The organism is Actinokineospora sp. NPDC004072, from assembly GCF_053604195.1.
The window spans coordinates 24,981-44,916 of the sequence record NZ_JBSGHB010000021.1; the positions used below are offsets into that span (position 1 = coordinate 24,981).

The window sequence follows — 19,936 nt, forward strand, 5'->3', positions numbered from 1 at the left end:
TACCGACCGGTAACCGAAGGGGGAGCGGCAATGCGGGTCGCCGTGCGCTCGGGTGCCGGTCCGCTGCTCGTCGCGGTTTCCCTCGCGGTCAACAACCTCGCGGGCTACGCGGTGACCGTGCTGGCCGCGCGCCTGCTCGCCCCGGCGCAGTTCGGCGAGTTCGGGGCGCTGCTGGCCGTGCTGCTGGTCGGCGTCGTGCCCGCGATGGGCGTGCAGGCCGTCGTGGCGCTGCGGGTGGCGTCCGGTTCGGACGATCGGCGGCTGACCGGGCTGGGGCTGGCGGTCGCGGTGGCCGTCGTGGTCGCGGCGGCCGCCGCCGCGGGGCCGGTCGGCGCGCTGCTGCGGGTGGAGTCCCCGCTCGCGTTGGCGGCCGCGCTCGCCCCGATGACGCTGAACGGCCTCTGGTACGGGCTGCTGCAAGGCAGGCGCCGGTTCCCCGCGCTGGCCGGGCTGCTCCTGCTGGAGAGCGGGTGCCGGGTCGGCGGCGCGGTCGGCGGCCTGCTGCTCGGCGGTCCCGCGGCCGCCGTGCTCGGCATCGCCGCGGGCGTCGGCGTCGCCACGGTGGCCGGGTGGGTGGTCTGCGGCCGCCCCACGCCGGTCCGCCCCGACCGCGAGCTGCTGCGCTCCGCGGCGAGCGCGGCGCAGGCGTTGCTCGCGCTGGTCGTCCTGGTGAACCTCGACCTGGTCCTCGCCCGGCACGTGCTGTCCCCGGCCGACGCGGGGGAGTACGCCGTGGGCGCCGTCGTGCTCAAGATCGCCTACTGGCTGCCGCACGCGGTGTCGGTGGTGGTCCTGCCCGAGCTCGCCCGGCCGGGGCAGGCCGACCGGCGGCGGGTGGTGGCCGTCGCGCTGGCGGTGGTCGCGGGCCTGGACGCCCTCGTGGTCGCGGGCGCGGCCCTCTTCGGCCCGCTGGGCCTGCGCCTGCTCGGCGGCCCGGCGTACGCGGGCTCCGACCTGGCGCTGTGGCCGTTCGCCCTGGCAGGCGCGCTGCTGGCGCTGTCGCAGGTGCTGCTCTACACCCGCATCGCCCGCGCCGACCACCGGTCGCTGCTGACCTGGGCCGCGGTGGCCGTCGAGGCAGCGCTGGTGCTGGGCTGGCTCGACGGCTCGCCGACCCAGGTCGCCGCGGCGGCGGTCGCGGCCACCGGCGTGCTGGCCCTGGCGGGCGGCCTCGCGGAGGCCGGGGTCAGCGGGGCGCATCGCCGTCGAACCACCGCAGGCAGGCGGTGACCACCGCAGCCAAGGCGACCAGGCCGCCCGCTTGGGCGATTGGGCCGTAGGCCCAGTCCTGGCCGTGCCCGAGCAACCTGCCCGCGACCGCCGCGGCCGTCGCCACCGCCATGCCGCCCGCGGCCAGGGCCATCGCCACCGCCCGCCTGCGCGTGCCGAACAGCGCCCGCAGCAGCAGGCAGGCCAGCAGGATGATCAGGCCGAGCGCGCCGCCCACGGCCAGCAGCGGGACCACCAGCGCCACGCCCAGCCAGGGGGACGTGCTGGGCTGGGCGAAGGCGGGCCTGCGCCGCCCGGGGACCGCGGCGAGCGCGACCAGCGCCAGGGCGGCTCCCGCGCCGCCCAGCAGCCGCGCCCGGTAGGCGGTGTCGGGCTCGAACCGCAGGCGCACGGTCACCGCGCCCGACTCCGGCAGCACCCACGCCTGCTGCCACCCGTCGACCCGCGTGCGGGCCAGCTCGGCACCGTCCACTTCGGCCACCCAGCCCGCGTTGGCGTTCTCCGGCACCACCAGCAGCGCGCCCGGTCCCGCCGCGACCCGCACCTGCCGGTCGGCGGCCGACCACGACAGCACCTCGACCGCTCGGGTGCGCGGGGCGACCGGTTCCGCCGAGCGCAGCCAGAAGTCCTGGACCACGAACGCCGACGTGCGCCCGGTGCGCAGCTCGTGGCCGCCCGCCGCCAGCTCGACCCGGCCGTCCGGGCACAGGCGCAGCGGCAGCGGGCGGTGGTCGCGCAGGTCGTCCACGGTGCCCGACACCGAGGTCGCGTACTCGGCCCCGTCGATGCGCACGGTCGGGCCGTCGCCGCAGCCCACGGTGAACGGCGTCCCGGCCGCGACGGGGGCGATGGGCAGGCCGTCGAGCGCGGTGATGCCCGCGGGCAGGCCGTGGTCGGCCACCCGCACCACGGCGATCTCCAGCCGGTCGGTCGTCGCGGCGACCGCGATCGCGCCGCCGTCGCCCACCGAAAGCCTGCGGGTGCCCGCAGAGGTGGTCACGTCCACCTCGGTCGGCCTGCCCGCGCCGACGCCCTCCGCGGTGCGCAGCCGCAGCGTCCCGACGCGGGTCGGCCGGTCCCAGGTGACGCGCAGCGCGGGCCGCGGGTCGGTGGGGTCGGCGATCCAGCTGGTGGCCGGGTCGCCGTCGACCGCGCCGAGCGCGGCGGCGGCCGGGTCGCCCGCCAGGTGGCTGGAGGCGGACACCGCCGCGCCGGGCAGCTCGATCGGCGGGGTCGCGCCCGCGGCGGGCAGGACCGTGCCGCCCGCGGTGAAGACGCCCGCGTCGCTGTCGAACAGCCGGTGCACGCCCGAGGGCTCCTCGCCGTGGCGGGCCCGCCCGGTGTCGCAGCGGAAGGCCCCGTCGACCCGCAGGCAGGCGTAGCGCGCCTGCGAGCCGCGGCTGAAGGCGTAGGCCGTGCCCCGGTCGCCGGGCACCCGCAGCGCCCGGCTCGGGCTCACCCCGGGCACGGCCAGCTCGGCGATGCCCACGTGCCCGGTGGTGCGCCCGGCGGCCAGCGCGACGACCGACACCCGCACCCGGCCGGTCAGCCCGGCTGAGACCGGGAGCACCTGCGGGCCGCCACCGGGGGCGACCTCGTGCTCGACCGACCCGGCGTCGGTGTCCAGCCGCACCCTGGTGACCGGCCAGCCGACGCGCCGGTCGTCCACCATCCGCAGCTCGACGTGCTCGACCACGCGCGGCGTGTCCAGCCGGACCTCAAGCCACTGGCCCACCGGGGAGTCCAAAGTAGAGGACTGCCACGAGGTGTAGGGGTCGCCGTCGACCGCGGCGAAGGGCATCCCCGACGGGTCCACCGGCCGCGGCGAGTCCGCGTACCCGGCCGACGACGACGCGGACACGCCCAGGACGCCGCGGTAGGCCGCCGTCGTCTGGTGCTCGACACCGGGGAAGGGCAGCAGGTCCAGCGCCGGGCGGTCGAGCCGGGCGGGCTCGTCGCGGGCGAGCGTCGCGCTCATCCCGTCCCGCATCCGGCCGACGTTGCGCTCCTGGCGGCGCAGCCCGTCGGTGACCAGCCGCGGCCCGGCGGGCGCGCCGCCGTCGCCTGCGAGGACCGCGGGGGTGCCCGGGTGGATCAGCCCCGCGCCCAGCAGGGGCAGCAGCGACTCCGGCCCGCCGCTGACCGTCGCCGCGTCCACCACCGCCCTGGCCAGCGCGGGCGGCTCGGCCACCGCGTAGACCTCCAGCGCCCCGAACACCGCGACCCGGCTGAGCCCGGGGGAGCGCTCCAGCGCGGCCCGGACCGCCTCGACGGGCGGGGTTTCGCCGGGCTCGACGTCGGTGCGCAGCAGCACGAAGCGGTGCCCGGAGCGGGCCAGGAACTCCGCCAGCCCCGGCGTGCCCCGGCCGGTGGCCAGCGCGTCCTCCACCGCGTCGAGCACCCGGATGTGGCCCTCGGAGCTGAGCGGGAGCTGGCTGCGCAGCGACCACGGCGCCCGCGCCAGCGGCTGGGCGGGCTCGTCGACCGGGCTGCCCCAGGTGTACTCGGCGAAGCCGGTGCCGGGCACGATCAGCGTCCGGCCGGTGGCGTCGGCGTCGGCCAGCCAGGCCAGCGCCTGCTGCCAGTGCGCCGGGATGGCGCTCCAGCCCGGCCCGGGGCGCAGCATCAGCAGCCCTGCGGGCGCGGTCACGACCAGCACCAGCAGCGCGCCCGCGGCGGGCCGCAGCCAGCGGGCGGTGAGCGCGGGCACCCCGGGCAGCCTGCCTGCGAGCGCGTGCGCCAGGGCCAGGGCCATCGGCAGCCGCAGGCCCGGCTCGAACTTGTGGACGTTGCGCAGCGGCGCCAGCGGGCCGTCGAGCAGCGCGCGCACCGGCTCGGCCAGCGGGCTGTCGAGCGCGCCGACGAACCCGACGGCCATCAGCGCGGTCCCGGTGACCACGCCGATGGCCAGGAAGGCCCGCTCGGGCAGGCGCGCGCGGGCCAGCCCGGCCAGCGCCAGCGCGGCGAGCAGCCCGGTGGCCGCCATGAGGGCCGGGTGGTCGACCAGCAGGAACCCGGTCGGCCACTCGGGCTCGCCGCGCACCAGGTAGGCCACCCACTGGTTGGTCCCGCGCAGGACCTGGAACAGCGAGGTCGGGGTCGTGGTGTTGGCCGCGGACTCCACGTAGTCGACGAACGGCAGCCCGTACCGCCCGAGCAGGGCCAGCGGCAGGAACCACCACAGCACCGCCGCGGCGACCGCGACCACCCACCAGCCGACCAGCCGGGCGTGGTCGGCCGACCACCGCCGCGTCGCCAGCCACAGCCCGGGCAGCACCAGCGCCATGACCACGACCGCGCCGTTGATCCCGCCGATGGCCAGCACCGCGCACCCGGACAGCGCGGCCGCCCTGCGGGGGTTGGTCGGGCGGATCAGCGGCAGCAGGATCCACGGCAGGGCCACCGCGGAGAGCACCTCGGCCGAGCGCAGGCCCACCTCGGTGACCATGCGCGGGGCCAGCGCGTAGGCCAGCGCGCCGATGATCCGCGCGGGCTCGGACCCGATCCGCAGCCGCCGGGCGACGGCCAGCGCCCCGGCGAAGGACAGGCACAGCAGCAGCGCGACCCACAGCTGCTGGGCCAGCCACCCGGGCAGCCCCAGCAGGTCGCACAGGGCGAAGTACGGCCCCATCGGGAACAGGTAGCCGTACGCCTGGTTCTGCAGCTCCCCGGAGTTGGTCGCCGGGTTCCACAGGTGCAGGGCGCGGCCGAGGAAGCCCAGCGGGTCCTCGGTGAGGTCGAGCTTGGTGTCGAAGGTGGTGCGGCCGGGCAGCTGCAGCAGCGACAGCAGGACCAGCCCGGCCATGACCGCGGCGTCGGGCCTGCGCCGCAGCGGCGGGCGCGGGGCCGCGTGCCTAGCCGCCCTTGCGAACGACATACCGCGTCGACACCCAGTGCGTCTCGGGCTCGGCCGCGGTCCGGCTGTCGACCACCGCCCCGCCCGCCTGCGCCACGACCGCGGCCACCTTCGCAGGCGGCACCGGCGTCATCCGCATCGGCGCGGGGTAGCCGAGCACGAGCTTCTGGCCGAGCCGGATCAGCGCGTGCGGGGCCACCCGCCAGAGCACGCCCTTGGCCGTCCACATCGGACGGGTCGTGCACTGGAACACCGCCGTCGCGCCCGGCTTGAGCACCCGCACGAACTCCGCGACGTAGCCGGTGATCACCCGGGCGGGCAGGTGCTGGAGCACCAGCTCGCTGTACACCAGGTCGAACGACGCGCTGGGGAACACGTGCAGGTCCGGCACCTCGTTGAGGACGAACCGGCAGCGCCCGCCGCTGCGGTCGATCCGCTCGGCGGTGCGCAGCATCGGCGCCGAGACGTCCACGCCGACCACCTCGTCGGCGTGCTCGGCCAGCGCCTGGGACAGCCTGCCCGCCCCGCAGCCGAAGTCCAGCACCCGCTCCCACGCCGCGGCCAGGCCCAGCTCGGCCAGCCAGTGCCGGGCCGCGGCCACGTCGACCCGGCCGGTCCGCAGGAAGTCCTCGACGTCCCAGCGGTTGCCGCGCTTGCCGTCGGCGACGCTGACCGCCCACAGCGGGTCCTCGTCGCCGAGGGTCGTCCAATCCCGCCGCACCTGGTCGAAACCCATACCCGCTCCGCGCTCGGCACCCAGTCCGGGCGACCATAGCCGGCGCGGCGTTGGCCGGTGGGACAACAATCCCTGTGGCGGCGGACAACCCCCGCGCGTCAGGCGCGCCCGGTCAGCTCCGTGAAGTCAGCTCCGCGAAGTCGGTGTCGCGGTACTCCGCCGATAGCCGCGTGCCCGCGGCCTGCTCCTCCCGGCCGCGCAGCTCGACCCGGCGGATCTTGCCGGAGATGGTCTTGGGCAACTCGGCGAACTCGATCCGGCGCACCCGCAGGTAGGGCGCCAGGTGCTCGCGGGCGTGGCGCAGGATCGCCAGCGCCGTGCTCGGCCCCGGCTCCCAGCCGGGGGCCAGCGACACGTACGCCTTGGGCACCGCCAGGCGCACCTCGTCCGGCGCGGGCACCACCGCGGCCTCCAGCACCGCGGGGTGCTGCACCAGCACGCTCTCCAGCTCGAACGGCGAGATCTTGTAGTCCGACGCCTTGAACACGTCGTCGGTGCGGCCGATGTAGGTCAGGTAGCCGTCGGCGTCCAGGGACGCGACGTCGCCGGTGTGGTAGTAGCCGCCCGCCCTGACCTCGGCGTCGCGGACCGGGTCGTCGCGGTAGCCGGTCATCAGGTTCGGCGCGGACAGGTCGAGGCACAGCTCGCCCTCGGTGCTCGTCGGCGCGCCGGTCAGCGGGTCGACCAGGACCACCGGCACGCCCGGCAGCGGGCGGCCCATCGAGCCGGGCTTCAGCGGCGCGCCCGGCGGGTTGCCGATCTGGGCGGTGGTCTCCGTCTGGCCGAAGCCGTCGCGCAGCCGCAGGCCCCACGCGGCCTCGATCTGGTCGATGACCTCGGGGTTGAGCGGCTCGCCAGCGGAGACGACCTCGCGCAGGGCGCCGGGGCCGCCGGACAGGTCGGCCTTGATCAGCATGCGCCAGACCGTCGGCGGCGCGCACATCGTGGTGACCCCAGCGCGGCGGATCTGGGCCAGCAGGCCGGGGGCGTCGAAGCGGGCGTAGTTGTAGACGAAGATCGTCGCCTCGGCGATCCACGGCACGAAGAACGAGCTCCAGGCGTGCTTGGCCCAGCCCGGGGAGCTGATGTTGAGGTGCACGTCGCCGGGCCGCACGCCCACCCAGTACAAGGTGGACAGGTGGCCGACGGGGTAGGAGACCTGGGTGTGCTCCACCAGCTTCGGGCGGTTGGTGGTGCCGGAGGTGAAGTAGAACAGCAGCGGGTCGGTCGCGTCGGTGACGCTGGTGAAGCGGCGGGGCTCCACGTCCGCGGCGGCCGCGTACGGGTGCCAGCCCGGCACCTCGCCGCCGACCACCACCCCGGGCACGCCGCGGAACTTGCCGGTGTCGGCGGTGTTGGCGATGACCAGCCGCGCGCCCGCCCGCTCGATCCGGTCGGCGAGGTCGGCCGGGCCCAGCGCGGTCGTGGTGGGGACGATGACCGCGCCCAGCTTCATCAGGGCCAGCATCGACTCCCACAGCTCCACCTGGTTGCCCAGCATGAGCAGCACCGGGTCGCCGCGGCCGACGCCGAGCCCGGACAGCCAGGTCGCCACCTGGTCGGAGCGGCGGGCCAGCTCGGCGAAGGTGTACCGGCGCTCGCCGCCGTCCTCCTCGACGATCCACAGCGCGATCCGGTCGTTGCCCTCGGCGATCGCGTCGAACCAGTCGACCGCCCAGTTGAACCGGCCCTCGAAGCGCGGCCAGCGGAACTCCTCCGCGGCGGCCCGGTAGTCCTCGCGGGTGCGGATCAGCAGGTCACGGGCTTCGCGGTAGCGCTGCGTCTGCGTCATGTCTGGCTCCCTCCTGCGCGGTCAGGGTGGCCGCAGCACGGGCTGGCGCTCTACCCCCGGATGGGGGTGGCCCGGCTCGACTCGCCGCGGCCAGCGCCGTACCGTGGGCGGATCGACGCCGAGGAGCGGGAAGGCGATGACGGATCCCGGGTTGCTGCGCCCCGACGACCGCGCCGCCCTGCGCGCCGAGCTGCGGGCGCTGCGCCGGGCGGGGGTCCCGGTGGCCTTCGGCGGCGAGGTCGCGGGCGATCAGCTGCGACTGGTGGAGTTCATCGGCACCCGGACCACCGGCCTGCACAACCTGCGGGTCCACCCGGGCACCGGCCTCGGCGGCCGGGTGCTCGTCCAGGGCCGCCCCGCGGGCGTCACCGACTACGGCTCGGCCCGCACCATCACCCACGACTACGACGGCCCGGTCCTCGCCGAGGGCCTGTCGGCCATCCTCGCCGTCCCGGTCCAGGCGGGCGGCCGCTGCCGCGCGGTCCTCTACGGCGCCCTGCGCCAGCCCCTGGCCTTCGGCGAGCGGATGTGGGACCAGTTCATCGCCGCGGGCCGCAGGCTCGCCCGCGAGCTGGCCATCCGCGACGAGGTCGACCACCGCCTGGCGATGGCCGAATCCCTCACCGTCACCCGCGCCATCGACCCCACCCAGTCGGCGACCCGCGAGGAGCTGCGCGCGGTGCACGCCGAACTCCGCGCCATCGCCGCGGGCATCCCCGACCCCGCGCTGCGCCACCGCCTGCACACCGCCGCCCAGCGCCTCACCGACCTCGGTGCCCCCACCCCCGCCCCGACGACCACCCTCTCGACGCGGGAGACCGACGTCCTGGCCCAGATCGCCTTGGGCTGCACCAACGCCGAAGCCGCCGACCGCCTCTCCCTCTCCCCGGAGACCGTCAAGTCCTACCTGCGCTCCACGATGCGCAAGCTCGACGCCCACACCCGCCACGAAGCGGTCGTCCGCGCCCGCAAGGCCATGCTTCTGCCCTGAGGTGCTGGTGGGTGGTCAGCCCGCGAGCTGGCTCAGGGCGGTGTAGAAGATGTCGCCGATCTCGGTGGGGTCGGGGGCGGTGAAGGAGTGGCCGCCGGTGGCGCGGGTGATGGCGCTGAGTTCCTCGGTGTCGGTGTCGGGCCCGATGCCGATGCTGATGATCGGCAGGGGCCTGCGGGGGTCCTGGAGGGCGGCCAGCTCGGCGAGGAGGGCGGGGCGGGTGATGCCGTCGGGGTCCTCGTTGCGGCCGTCGGTCAGCACGATCACCAGGTTGATGCGGCCCGGCTCCCAGTTCTGCCGCGCCGAGCGGTAGGCGGCCAGGACGGTGTCGTACAGGCCCGTCGCCCCGCCCGGGATGGCCTCGACGGCGCGCATGGTCGGCAGCGCGTCGCCTGCGAGGTGGGTGGCGACCGGGGCCATCGGGATCAGCTCGCGGTAGTCCTTGTCGCCGTCGAGGCGGGTCGAGAAGGTCCACATCCCGTAGCGGGTGGTCGGCTTGAACAGGCCGAGGCCCAGCTCGGCGGCGCGCAGGGTCACGCCCATCCGGTCGGTGCCTGCGCCCGGGACCGGCTGGGCCATCGACCCGGACACGTCCAGCAGCACCTGCACCCGCGCGCTGCGGTTGACCCCGGCCCAGCGGTTCAGCAGCGCGTCCACGGTGTCGGCGTCGGGCATCGGCGCGGCGGCGCGCCGGGGCAGGGAGCCGGGCGCGCTGCCGTCCGGCGCGCGCAAGCCCGCCTCGACCACCGCGGCGCCGTCCGCCAGCAGCGCAGCCAGGAAGCGCTGGGCGAGGTCGCGGGCGTCGGTGCGCGGCAGCACCGCGTAGGGGAAGTCCAGGGCGGGCACGTCGGCGTAGGCGGCGACCCGCGTCCCGCCGTGCCTGAGCAGCGCGGCCTCCGAGGTCGGGACCGCGGCCAGGTCGGGGTCGGCCAGGTCGAGCGGGCCGGGGCGGGTGTGCGGCGACAGCGCCCGCATCAGCTCGGTCGTCGCCGCGCCCGGGTCCGGCTCGGCCGCGCCGACGGCGGCCACGCCGAGCAGGGTGGACACCCCGACCGGGTCCTGCGCCGGGTCCGGCAGCCCGACCGGGCCCCGCCCGGCCAGCACGGCGGCCCAGGTCAGCTCCGCGCCCGGCCAGCCGAGCCCGCGCGCGGCGTCCTCGGCGACCGCGAGCACCACCGGCGAGCTGGCGACCGACGTCCCGGTCACCGGCACGGCCCAGGCCCCGGCGGCTTGGGCCTGCTGCAACCAGCGGGTCGACTCCGGGATCCACACGTCGGGCAGCTCGGTCGCGGTCACCAGGTCGGCGGCGACGGCGGCCGACGCCCGGCTCGCCACCCGGACCTGCGCGCACGGGTCGGACCCGGCGATGCGCCGGGCGGCGGCCTCGACCACCGGCGCGATGTCCGGGGCCGCGGCCACCGCCAGCGGCGCGGCGGCCGGGCACCCGCCGCCGCCCAGCCGGTCGGCGGCGTACCGGTAGCCGACCCAGCCGAGCACGGCCAGCACGAGCAGGCCCGCGGTGAGCGCGACCGGCCTGCGGCCGCGCCCCGCTGCGTGCCGACCCACTAGCGGAACAGGCTGTCCACCTCGGCCTGGAAGTCCTTCATGATCACCCGCCGCTTGAGCTTGAGCGACGGGGTCAGGTGCCCGGTCTCCGGGGTGAACTCGGTGGCCAGGATGCGGAAGCGGCGCACCGACTCGGCCGTGGAGACCGCGGCGTTGCCCTCGTCGACGGCCTTCTGCACCTCGGCGAGCAGGTCCGGGTCCTCGACCAGCGCGGCGACGGTGGCGTCGGCGGGCTTGCCCGCGGTGGTCTTCCAGTAGGTGAAGTACTCCGGGTCCAGGGTGATCAGCGCGGCGATGTACTTCTGCCCGTCGCCGACCACCATCGCCTGGGCGACCAGCGGGTGCGAGGCGATCCGGTCCTCGATGACCGCCGGGGCGACGTTCTTGCCGCCGGAGGTCACCAGGATCTCCTTCTTCCGGCCGGTGATCTTCAGGAACCCGTCGCCGTCCAGCTCGCCCAGGTCGCCGGTGGCGAACCAGCCGTCGGCGTCGATCGCCTCGGCGGTGGCCGCGTCGTTGTTCCAGTAGCCCTGGAAGACGACCGGGCCCTTGATCTGGATCTCGCCGTCGTCGGCGATGCGCACCGCCATCCCCGGCAGCGGCTGGCCGACGGTGCCGGGCTTGAAGGCCTCCAGCGAGTTCACCGTGGCCGCCGCGGTGGTCTCGGTGAGGCCGTAGCCCTCCAGCACGGTCAGGCCGACGCCGCGGAAGAAGTGGGTCAGCCGCAGGCCGAGCGCCGCGCCGCCGGAGATCGCGTACTTGGCCTTGCCGCCCATCGCCGCGCGCAGCTTCGAGTACACCAGCTTGTCGAACAGGGCGTGCTTGAGGCGCAGGCCGATGCCCGCCTTGCCGCCCGCCTCGCTGTAGGCGATCGCGGTGGCCGCGGCCGCGTCGAAGATCTTGCCCTTGCCCGCGGCGTGCGCCTTCTGCCGCGCGCCGTTGTAGACCTTCTCCAGCACGTAGGGCACCGACAGGATGAACGTCGGCTGGAAGGTGGCCAGGTCGTCCATGACCTTCTTGACGTCCGGGCCGTGGCCCATCGTCGCGCGGCTGTAGACGCAGCCGATCTGCACCATGCGGCCGAAGACGTGCGCGACCGGCAGGAACAGCAGCGTGCTCGGCGGCTCGGTGCCGCCGACGCCGCGGAAGAGCGGGGCCAGGGTGTTGGTGCCGTAGCCGACCTCGGCGAAGAAGTTGTCGTGGGTCAGCACGCAGCCCTTGGGCTGGCCGGTGGTGCCCGAGGTGTAGATGATCGTGGAGATGTCGGAGCCCTTGACCGCCGTGCGCCGCGCCTCGACCTCGGCGTCGTCCACCCCGGCCCCGGCCGCGGCGATCGCGTCGACCTCGTCGATGCGCCACACCTCGCGCAGCGCGGGCAGCGCGGGGCGCACCTGCTCGACGCGCGCCAGGTGCTCGTCGGTCTCGGCGATGATGGCGACCGCGCCGGAGTCGGACATGATCCACTGGATCTGCTCGGCCGAGGAGGTCACGTAGATCGGCACGGTGACCGCGCCCGCGGTCCAGATGGCGAAGTCCAGCAGCGTCCACTCGTACCGGGTCGCGGCCAGGATGGCCACCCGGTCGCCCGGGCCGACGCCCGCGGCGATCAGGCCCTTGGCCGCGGCCACCACCTCGTCGCGGAACTGGGCCGCGGTGACGTCCACCCAGCCCGCGCCCGACCGCCGCCGGAACGACACGTGCGTGGGGGCCTCGACGGCGTTGGTGAAGACCAGGTCCGCCAGACCGCCCGCCTCGGTGCGCTTCTCCACGGGGGGAACGGCGAATTCGCGCATGATCTGCTCCTCGGCGAACGACGCAGGCAGCGGCCGCATTGGCGGCTACCTATCGGTAACTTTTCCGCGTATCTTGCCTGCCGATGTCCGATTCGGCCAGGGGGTGTGCGCAAACGATACCGATCCGCTCGGGGCGGGGACGCAGAAGAAGGCCCCGGCCAGGCGTCACCGCGCCGGGCCGGGGCCGATTTCCGCCGCTTGGTCAGAACACGAGCTTCCACGAGTCGATGTAGCCGGTGTCGGACCGGTAGGTGTCCCGGACCTGCAGTTTCCAGGTGCCGTTGGCGACCTCGGACGACGCATTCACCGTGTAGGTGGCGATCACGTTGTCAGCGGAGTCGGAGCTGCTGGAGTTCTTCAGCCGGTATGCGGTCCCATCCGGGGCGATCAGGTCGATGACCAGGTCGCCGCGGTAGGTGTGCTTGATGTCCACGCTGACCGACAGGTCCGCTGGGGCGTTGCCGGAGAGCCCGCTCACCGCGATGTCGCTGGTGACGGCCGAGCCCGCGTCCGGGATGGTGACGTTGTTGGTGTTCTCGAAGGTGTCGCCCGGCGGGTCCGGGTCCGGGTCGGGGTTGCCGCCGAGGTCGCGGGCCGCCGCCTGGATCGCGCTGGCCAGCGCGCTGACCTCGGCGTACACGCCGGGGTAGCCCGCGCGGGCGCAGCCGCGGCCGTAGGAGACGATGCCGACCTGGATCCAGCGGCCCGCGCCGTCCCTGCGGAACATGGGTCCGCCGGAGTCGCCCTGGCAGGTGTCCGTGCCGCCCTGGCTGTAGCCCGCGCAGATCTCCACCGCGGTCTTCATCGACGGGTAGGACGACCGGCAGGTGGAGTCGGGGACGAAGGGCACCTCGGCCTTGAGCAGGTAGCGCTGCTGCGCCCCGCCCTCGGTCGCCGCGCCCCACCCGGCGATGGTGAACGTGCCGGAGTCGTATGCCGTGGTCGTGGCGATCGGCAGCAGCGCCGCGCCGGTGATCGGCTGGGACAGCCGGATCAGCGCCCAGTCACCGCCCGCGGACGTGCTGTAGCCGGGGTTGCGGTAGACGTAGTTCGACGTGCGCCGGACCGCGCTGCTGCTCTGCAGGTCGACCACGCCGTAGGTGGCGGTGATGCCGGTGTTCGGCCCGGTGCTGCTGACGCAGTGCGCGGCGGTGAGCACCAGCGACTCGGTGTACATCGCACCGCCGCAGCCCATCGACAGCCGCACCATCCACGGGAACTCGCCCTGGGCGGCGCGCGTGCCGCCGACCACCTGGATGCCGACGTCGCCCGACGACGGCGGCGGCGCGGCGAACGCCGGGCCGACACCCGCGGCCAGGGTGACCGCGGCGCCCGCTGCGGCCAGCGCGGTTCTGGTGAACCACTTGCCCTCTGACATGGTTCATTTCCTTTCACCGGCCACGTCGCAGGGTGGTGGCCGGAAACCGGGGCGGAGCCCCGGGCGCGCGCCGAAGTCGGCGGGCGCGCCCGGGGCGCCGGGTGGGAAGCGGCTAGAAGACGAGCTTCCAGGAGTTGATGTAGCCGGTGTCGGACCGGTAGATGTCGCGGACCTGCAGTTTCCAGGTGCCGTTGGCGACCTCCGACGAGGCGTTCACCGTGTAGGTGGCGACCACGTTGTCGGCGGAGTCGGAGCTGCTGGAGTTCTTCAACCGGTACGCCGTGCCGTCCGGGGCGATCAGGTCGATGACCAGGTCGCCGCGGTAGGTGTGGCGGATGTCGACGCTGACCGACAGGTCGGCCGGGGCGTTGCCGGTGCGCCCGCTCACCACGATGTCGCTGGTGACCGCGGCCCCGCCGTCGGGGATCTGCACGTCGTTGGTGTTCTCGAACTCGTCGCCGCCGGGCGGCTCCTCGCTGCCGCAGGTCAGGCCGATCGCGCGCTTCGGGCAGTCGGCGTAGCCGATCAGGTCGAGCACGGCCTCCTTGTTGCGCGAGGTCTCCCGGGCGATGAGCGAGTCGTCCGGGTAGAAGCTGTTCAGCCCGCCGCCGCTCGGGTACATCTCGAAGGTGTAGCCGTAGATCCGCTGGTCGCCCCACAGCCAGTCATCGATCGACCCGTCGGTGATGTAGAGGTCGGAGGACTGCTGCGGCGTGTAGCCGTTGGAGGCGGCCATCTCCCGGCCGATGGTGGCGAACACCCGCTGGTCCTCGGCGTTCAGGCCGGGCGCGGTGTCGTTGTAGGTGTAGCCGTAGGGCCACAGCACCAGCTCGCTGAAGGTGTGGAAGTCGATGGCGACCGTGATCTGCTGCTTGCCGCCGATGTTGCGGCTGCGCACGAAGTTGGTCATCACCTGGACCTCGGGGGCCGACGCCGCCCGCGGCCCGCGGTAGGTGTCGGAGCTGGGCGAGCTCGACGAGCCGCCGCAGCAGCCCCACTGGAAGTCCCAGTTGCGGTTGAGGTCGGTGCCCACGGCCCCGCCATTGGGCTGGCGGTTCTTGCGCCAGCCCTGGAACTGGCCGGTTCGGATGTCGAACTCGCCGCCGTCGGGGTTGACGTTGGGCAGGATCCAGATCTCCCGGCTGTCCACCAAGCCGCGGATGCGGCTGTCGGTGGCGTAGTTGTCGGTGAACTGGTCCATCAGGTAGAGCGCCATCTCCACGGTGAGGATCTCGCGCGCGTGCTGGTGGTGGGTGAACAGCACCTCGGGCTCGTTCTCGTCGACGCCCGGGTTGTCGGAGATCTTCAGCGCGATGATGTCGCGGTTCTCGTACGACTTGCCGATGACCTGCTTGCGGATCAGGTTCGGGTGGTCGGCGACGGCGCGGTCGATCGCCGCGGTCATCTCCGCGTAGTTGTGGTAGTCCGCGTGCGACGACGGGAAGTCCATCGGGGTGATGTCGCCCTGGGCCGCCACCAGCGGGGCCTCGGCGCCGACCTGGAACCCGAGGGCCCGGACCCTGGCCACCTCGGCCGGGGTCGCGGTGATCATCAGCCGGGAGTCCTCGGTGCCGTTGATCGCCGCGCCGGTCTTGCTGATGGCGGTGCGCTGCTGGGCGGTCTTGACGCCGAGCACGTGGTACTCGGCCGTGGCCCGGGGCGCGGCGGTGGCGGAGTCGCCGCTTGCCGCGCTCTGGCTGGTGGTCGCGATCAGGGCGACGACCGCCGCCGCTCCGACCAGTACGGACAGGCGTTTGCGCTTCACGCTGCCTCCTGCAGGGTGCGCCCCAAGTGGCGCTGGAGGTTCGGTTGCGCCGGACCAGCCGTCGAACCCGCGGGGGGCGCCCTCACGACGGCGTGCACCGGCTCTGGCAGGTCGAATATCGCGCGCTGCGTGCGCCGCCCACAAGGCTGCGGTCGTAGGGCCTTCTTCCCGTTCGTTCCCATCTTCGCCTGCTGGGCAACGGGTCGATCGGCCAGCTCTGATCGATCAAGAGAGCGAATCGGACAATAAATACGTAGCCCTACCTACCGTTGCCGCGATTGTTCGCCCACCCGCGGCTTGGCATCGTCATCCCTGCGAAGCGCAACCGCCGAGAGATCCCCACCCTGCCCCGGCGGTCCGCCGGTGGTGACGGGGGAGAGGCCGTCCAACGCCCTGCCTCTCCCCCGCCACCGGCCTTCGCGAGCTGGAGACCACCACGGGCGGGCCCTCCCTCACCGGCCCGCCCCACCCGGATCGCGGAAACCCCGCGGCGCGGCCGATTCGGCACCGGCCGCGCTGACCGCGCCGAGCCGCTTGCGACCGCAGGGGGCGGCTCGGCGGGCGCGATCCACCCCCGACGGGGGACGGGCCCGGCCAGCGGCGGCCCGGGCCCGCCCCCCGTCGCGCACGACCTCGGGGGCGCTGGCCGCACCAGCGCCCCCGAGTCCAGTCAAGTCACGTCACCGCGAGCGATCACCAGCCGCGAGGCTCAGTCGTCGTCGCACGGGTCGTCGTGCTCGTCCTCGCAGTAGTTGTGCTCGTGCTCATGCTCGTGCTCGTCGCACGGGTCGTCGCTGCAGGACTTGCCGTCAGTGCTGTCGGTGCTGTCCGCGGTGTCGGCGCTGTCAGCGGTGTCGGCGCTGCCGTACCCGCCGTGGCCGCCGACCACCGACAGCACCGTGTTCGACCAGGCGCCGTCAGGGCCCGCCGCGTTGGTGTCGCTGAAGTACACCGCCTCGGGGTTGCCGCCGCCGGTCTCGCTGCGGCCGTAGTCGCCCCCGGTGGACGCCGCGACCGTCGAGGAGTACGCGCCGTCGTGGCCGGTCGCCGCGTAGTACTCGAAGAACGACGTCTCCCCGTCCTCGTCCACCGCGCTGTGCACGATGTAGTGCTCTGTCCCCTCAGGACCGGCGACAACGGCGTGCTCGATGAAGTCGTCGGCCATCGCCACGCCCGCCAGCCCCACGGTCACTGGCACGGCCAGCAGGCCGCCGAGGACCATTCGGGTAATGCTGCGCATATTTGATCTCCTGGTCTGAATCGGCGAATTCGCTCCGCCCTCGGTGAGGGCGGCCCATCCCAGACTTGCCGGTCGGCATGCGCGGCGAAACCCCTGTCCCCCGAAAGAACACTTTGGGGTCCGGCGTGTTTACCCGAGGACCGACCGAACGATCCCCAGAATGGTGGGCTCGCTGTTGGAGCTCGTGGAGTCCATGTCCACGCCCTGCAATCCCGCGATCAGGCGGTCTTTGGCGAAGTGCGCGCCCGCCTCGTCGGCCGCGCTGGACACAGAGGACACCTGCAGACCGTTGTCGGTGGTCAGCGAGATGTCGGTGTCGCGGAACTCCTCGGCTCCCGCGGTGGTGGCCGACAGCGGGACGGCGGCGAACGCGATGGCCCAGGCGATCGCTCTCATAAGCACTCCTCGGCGTCAATGGCATGACCCGGGCATTCGACCACACCCGATTCCGCTTCCCCATCGGGTGATTGCCTATGACTGTCCGCGATCACCGGGGCCGCATTGCCCGCCCCATCGGGTTACGCCAAGTCCTCCGCCTGCAATTGCGTGCGCGAGCCGACCCCGAGCTTGCGCAGCACCCGCGCTGCGTGCTGCTCCACGGTGCGCGGGGACAGGAACAGCACCTCGGCGATCTCCCGGTTGGTGTGCCCGCCCGCCAGCAGCCGGGCCACCTCCAGCTCGCGCGGGGAGAGCTCGTTGCCGTACCCGCGCCTGCCCCGCCGCGACGGCTTGCCGCCGCCCGCGCCGCGCAGGTGGTGGCGGCAGCGCGCGGCGTCGCGGGTCGCCCCGAGCGCGTCGTAGGCGTCGACCTGCGCCGAGAGCAGCGCGGTCGCGGCGTCGGCGTCGGTCGGCAGCAGGCACAGCGCCTCGCGCTCGGCCATGCCCGCGGCCAGGTACGGCGCGGGCATCCCGGCGTAGCGGGCGCCTGCGTCGCGGTAGTGGCGCACGGCGTCGGCCTGCTCGCCCGCGTGCTCGGCCAGCCTGCCCCGGCACGCGGCCAGCGCCGCCTCGGCCAGCGGCGCCTCCCGCCCGACCAGGCCCGCGGCCAGCTCGGCGACCAGCGCCTCGGCGTCGGCGACCCGGCCGACCCCGAGGTAGGCGCCCACCGCGATGGGCGCGATCTCCCCGGCCCACGCCCAGACCCCCTTGGTGCGCAGGATCGCCATGCCGCGGTCGGCGTCGGCGCACGCGCGCCCGGCGTCGTCCTGGGACAGCTGGTTCCAGGCCAGCCCGGCGCACCCGGCGATCGCCACCTGGGAGATCGCCTCCTCGGGGGCGAACGCGCCGGTCTCGGTGAACCAGCTCGTCGCCTCGGCCCACTCGCCGCGGGCCACCGCGAGCGAGCCGAGCACCAGGGCCAGCTCGCTGGCGACCGGGAACAGGTCGCGGTACTCCTCCAGCAGCCGGTGGGTGCGCTCGGCCAGCCCGGTCCACTGCCCGGTGAACCAGTCCAACCTGGACTGGGTGGCCCGCGCGGTGCTGACCACCCAGGTGGCCCCGCAGTCGGCGGCCAGGCGCAGGCCCGAGCGCAGCAGCTCGCCCGCCAGCCGCAGGTGCCCGACGCTGTAGGCGCCGTCGGCCAGGTTGCACCACGCCCTGGCGAGCTGGCGCTGCTCGCCGACGGTCTCCACCACCTCGGGGAGCTGGCGCAGCCGGGTCAGCACGGTCGGGTCGCCCACGTGCAGCTTGGAGCCCAGCTCGTTGGCCAGCAGCGACAGCCGGAGCTCGCGGTCGACGCACTCCTCGCGGTAGCGGTCGGCCTTGGCCAGCCACGGCTCCAGCTCAGCCAGCGTGGCCAGGCCGACGTAGGGCATCGCCAGCACGGCGACCCCCTTGGCTGCCAGGTCCGGGCGCTCGGCGAGGTCGCCGATGGCCCGCTCGATCTCGCTGCGCGCCTCGCCGAGCCTGCCCGCCCCGCGCAGCAGCAGCAGGCCCCGGTACAGGCGCACCTCGCCGCGGACCGAAGTGGACAGCCGCGGGTCGCCGAGCAGCCGCTCCAGCAGCTCCGAGGGGTCGCGCTGGTCCAGGCCGGTGTGCGCGATCTGGCCGAGCTTGATCGCCAGGCGGTCGACGTGCTCGGCGGGCAGCGAAGGCTCGCGCAGCAGCCGCTGCAGCATCGATGTGGCGGTCGCGGCGTCGCCGACCTCGGTGGCCCGGTCGGCCGCGGCCTCGCCGTAGTGCAGCCAGGCCGCGATCCGCCCGGCGCGCTCGCTGTGCTCGGCCAGCTGCACCAGCGGCCGCGGCTCGACCTGGTCGAGGGCGTCGATGGCCCGGTTGTGCAGGTGGATGCGGTCGGGGCCGCCGAGGGTGTCGTAGACGGCCTGGCGGGCCAGCGGGTGCCGGAAGCCGTAGCGGCCGCCGTCCACCTCGTACAGCACGTGCCCGGCCAGCGCGTGGGTCAGCGCGGCGCGCAGCCGCGGCTCGGGCACCCCGGACACCTCGCCGAGCAGCTCGGCCGGGGCGGGCGCGCCCAGCACGGCGGCGGCGTGCACCAGCCGGGTCGCCGCCGTCGGCAGCGCGGCCAGCCGCTCGGCCATGGCGTCCCGGAGCAGGACCGGGACCTCGACCGAATCCAGCAGCCGCCGGGCGGTCGCGCCGTCGGCGTGCACCGTCCCGGTGGGATTGCCCGCGGTCCCGCGCAGGGCGCGCAGGGTCTCCTCGATCACGAACGGGATGCCCGCGGTGCGCTCGTGCAGCTTGGCGGCGAACTCCGCCGACACCGGCTCCTCGTCCAGGATGGCCTCGGCCAGCTTGCGCACGTCCTCGACCTTGAGCGGGGCGATCTCCAGCAGGACGCTGACCACGCCGGTCGGCGGGCGGTACGCGGTGCCCAGCGGCAGCCCGCCGGGCACGTCCTCGCGCCGGTAGGTCACCACGGTGGCCAGGGTGGGGGGCGGCTCGCTCATCAGGAACCGCAGGAGCTGGCGGGTGCCGTCGTCGGCCCACTGCAGGTCCTCCACGACCAGCAGCACCGGCCCCAGCGCGCCCAGCAGCTCGCGCACCCCGCGGAAGAGGCGGTGCCGCTCGGCGCGCGGGTCGCCGATCGGGATCGGCGGCGGGGGCAGGAACTCGGCGATCTCCGGCAGCAGCGGGGCCAGCGCGCCCGCCACCGGGGACAGCGGGGGCCGGGTGGTCAGCCGGGGCCCGGCCCCGCGCAGCGCCTCCAGCACCGCCCCGTACGGGAACGGCTCGCCGACCTGGGCGCAGGTGCCCACCAGCGGCAGGGCCGGGCCGAGGTCGCCCGCCAGCAGCTCGGCGACCAGCCTGCTCTTGCCCACCCCGGCCTCGCCCTCGATGAGGACGACGGCCGGGTGCAGCGCGGCCACCGACCGCAGCGAGAGGAACTGCTCGTCGCGGCCGACGAGCACGGGCGAGCTGGTGCGGATCAGCGGGTCGACGGTTCGCCGCGTCATCGCCACCCCCGGGTCTGTCGTTGCCGATCTCGCAGCCTAGGCCGGTTCGGGCGTCAGCGGAAACTCCGATATCGGACACGGCGAGATGTTGATCTTAGGTGAAAGAACCGTAGCCCTACGTACCGATACCCGGATTGTTCGCGCTAGCGCCCCGCCCGATCGTGAGTTCCGAGTGG

At 74.6% G+C, this 19,936-nt stretch carries 12 protein-coding genes and 1 pseudogene; 2 read left to right on the top strand and 11 right to left on the bottom strand.

The window, feature by feature from the left end; translation table 11 throughout:
* Nucleotides 1–30 precede the first annotated feature (30 nt).
* Complete coding sequence (locus ACWEPX_RS27190) at nt 31–1,230, top strand: polysaccharide biosynthesis protein (RefSeq protein WP_451900086.1); 1,200 nt, start codon at nt 31–33, stop codon at nt 1,228–1,230.
* Here the strand turns inward: ACWEPX_RS27190 and ACWEPX_RS27195 are convergent.
* The 3 genes from ACWEPX_RS27195 to ACWEPX_RS27205 all read right to left on the bottom strand — a co-directional run bounded on the left by ACWEPX_RS27195 (nt 1,187) and on the right by ACWEPX_RS27205 (nt 7,614).
* On the bottom strand, nt 1,187–5,107 hold the full coding sequence (locus ACWEPX_RS27195; protein WP_451900087.1) for an alpha-(1->3)-arabinofuranosyltransferase domain-containing protein: 3,921 nt from the start codon (nt 5,105–5,107) through the stop codon (nt 1,187–1,189). The two genes, ACWEPX_RS27190 and ACWEPX_RS27195, sit on opposite strands and share 44 nt — an antisense overlap.
* Nucleotides 5,085–5,822: a class I SAM-dependent methyltransferase gene (locus ACWEPX_RS27200; protein ID WP_451900088.1), complete on the bottom strand. Its 738-nt coding sequence runs from the start codon at nt 5,820–5,822 to the stop codon at nt 5,085–5,087. Before ACWEPX_RS27200 ends, ACWEPX_RS27195 begins: the two co-directional genes overlap by 23 nt.
* A 112-nt stretch (nt 5,823–5,934) precedes the next feature.
* Entirely contained in the window at nt 5,935–7,614 is a 1,680-nt protein-coding gene (locus ACWEPX_RS27205) for an AMP-binding protein (RefSeq protein ID WP_451900089.1), read from the bottom strand.
* 136 nt (nt 7,615–7,750) lie between these two features.
* Here ACWEPX_RS27205 and ACWEPX_RS27210 point away from each other — a divergent pair, with 136 nt between their 5' ends.
* The gene (locus tag ACWEPX_RS27210; RefSeq protein ID WP_451900090.1) at nt 7,751–8,605 is read left to right on the top strand and encodes a LuxR C-terminal-related transcriptional regulator; all 855 of its coding nucleotides are present in this window, start codon (nt 7,751–7,753) and stop codon (nt 8,603–8,605) included.
* Between the two features lie 15 nt (nt 8,606–8,620).
* Here the strand turns inward: ACWEPX_RS27210 and ACWEPX_RS27215 are convergent, their stop codons facing one another.
* The 8 genes and pseudogenes from ACWEPX_RS27215 to ACWEPX_RS27250 all read right to left on the bottom strand — a co-directional run bounded on the left by ACWEPX_RS27215 (nt 8,621) and on the right by ACWEPX_RS27250 (nt 19,760).
* On the bottom strand, nt 8,621–10,171 hold the full coding sequence (locus ACWEPX_RS27215; RefSeq protein WP_451900091.1) for a substrate-binding domain-containing protein: 1,551 nt from the start codon (nt 10,169–10,171) through the stop codon (nt 8,621–8,623).
* Complete coding sequence (locus tag ACWEPX_RS27220; RefSeq protein ID WP_451900166.1) at nt 10,171–11,964, bottom strand: AMP-dependent synthetase/ligase; 1,794 nt, start codon at nt 11,962–11,964, stop codon at nt 10,171–10,173. The genes ACWEPX_RS27215 and ACWEPX_RS27220 overlap by 1 nt, the downstream gene beginning before the upstream one ends.
* A gap of 202 nt (nt 11,965–12,166) precedes the next feature.
* On the bottom strand, nt 12,167–12,442 hold the full coding sequence (locus ACWEPX_RS27225; RefSeq protein ID WP_451900167.1) for a proprotein convertase P-domain-containing protein: 276 nt from the start codon (nt 12,440–12,442) through the stop codon (nt 12,167–12,169).
* Between the two features lie 105 nt (nt 12,443–12,547).
* A pseudogene (locus ACWEPX_RS27230) lies at nt 12,548–13,342 on the bottom strand (S1 family peptidase); the annotation flags it as partial.
* A gap of 112 nt (nt 13,343–13,454) precedes the next feature.
* The gene (locus ACWEPX_RS27235) at nt 13,455–15,107 is read right to left on the bottom strand and encodes a M14 family metallopeptidase (RefSeq protein ID WP_451900092.1); all 1,653 of its coding nucleotides are present in this window, start codon (nt 15,105–15,107) and stop codon (nt 13,455–13,457) included.
* Between the two features lie 709 nt (nt 15,108–15,816).
* Nucleotides 15,817–16,347: a hypothetical protein gene (locus ACWEPX_RS27240; RefSeq protein ID WP_451900093.1), complete on the bottom strand. Its 531-nt coding sequence runs from the start codon at nt 16,345–16,347 to the stop codon at nt 15,817–15,819.
* Between the two features lie 129 nt (nt 16,348–16,476).
* Nucleotides 16,477–16,743, bottom strand: coding sequence for a hypothetical protein (locus ACWEPX_RS27245; RefSeq protein WP_451900094.1), 267 nt, complete (start codon nt 16,741–16,743; stop codon nt 16,477–16,479).
* A 122-nt stretch (nt 16,744–16,865) separates the two neighbouring features.
* Nucleotides 16,866–19,760, bottom strand: coding sequence for an ATP-binding protein (locus ACWEPX_RS27250; RefSeq protein WP_451900095.1), 2,895 nt, complete (start codon nt 19,758–19,760; stop codon nt 16,866–16,868).
* Nucleotides 19,761–19,936 lie beyond the last annotated feature (176 nt).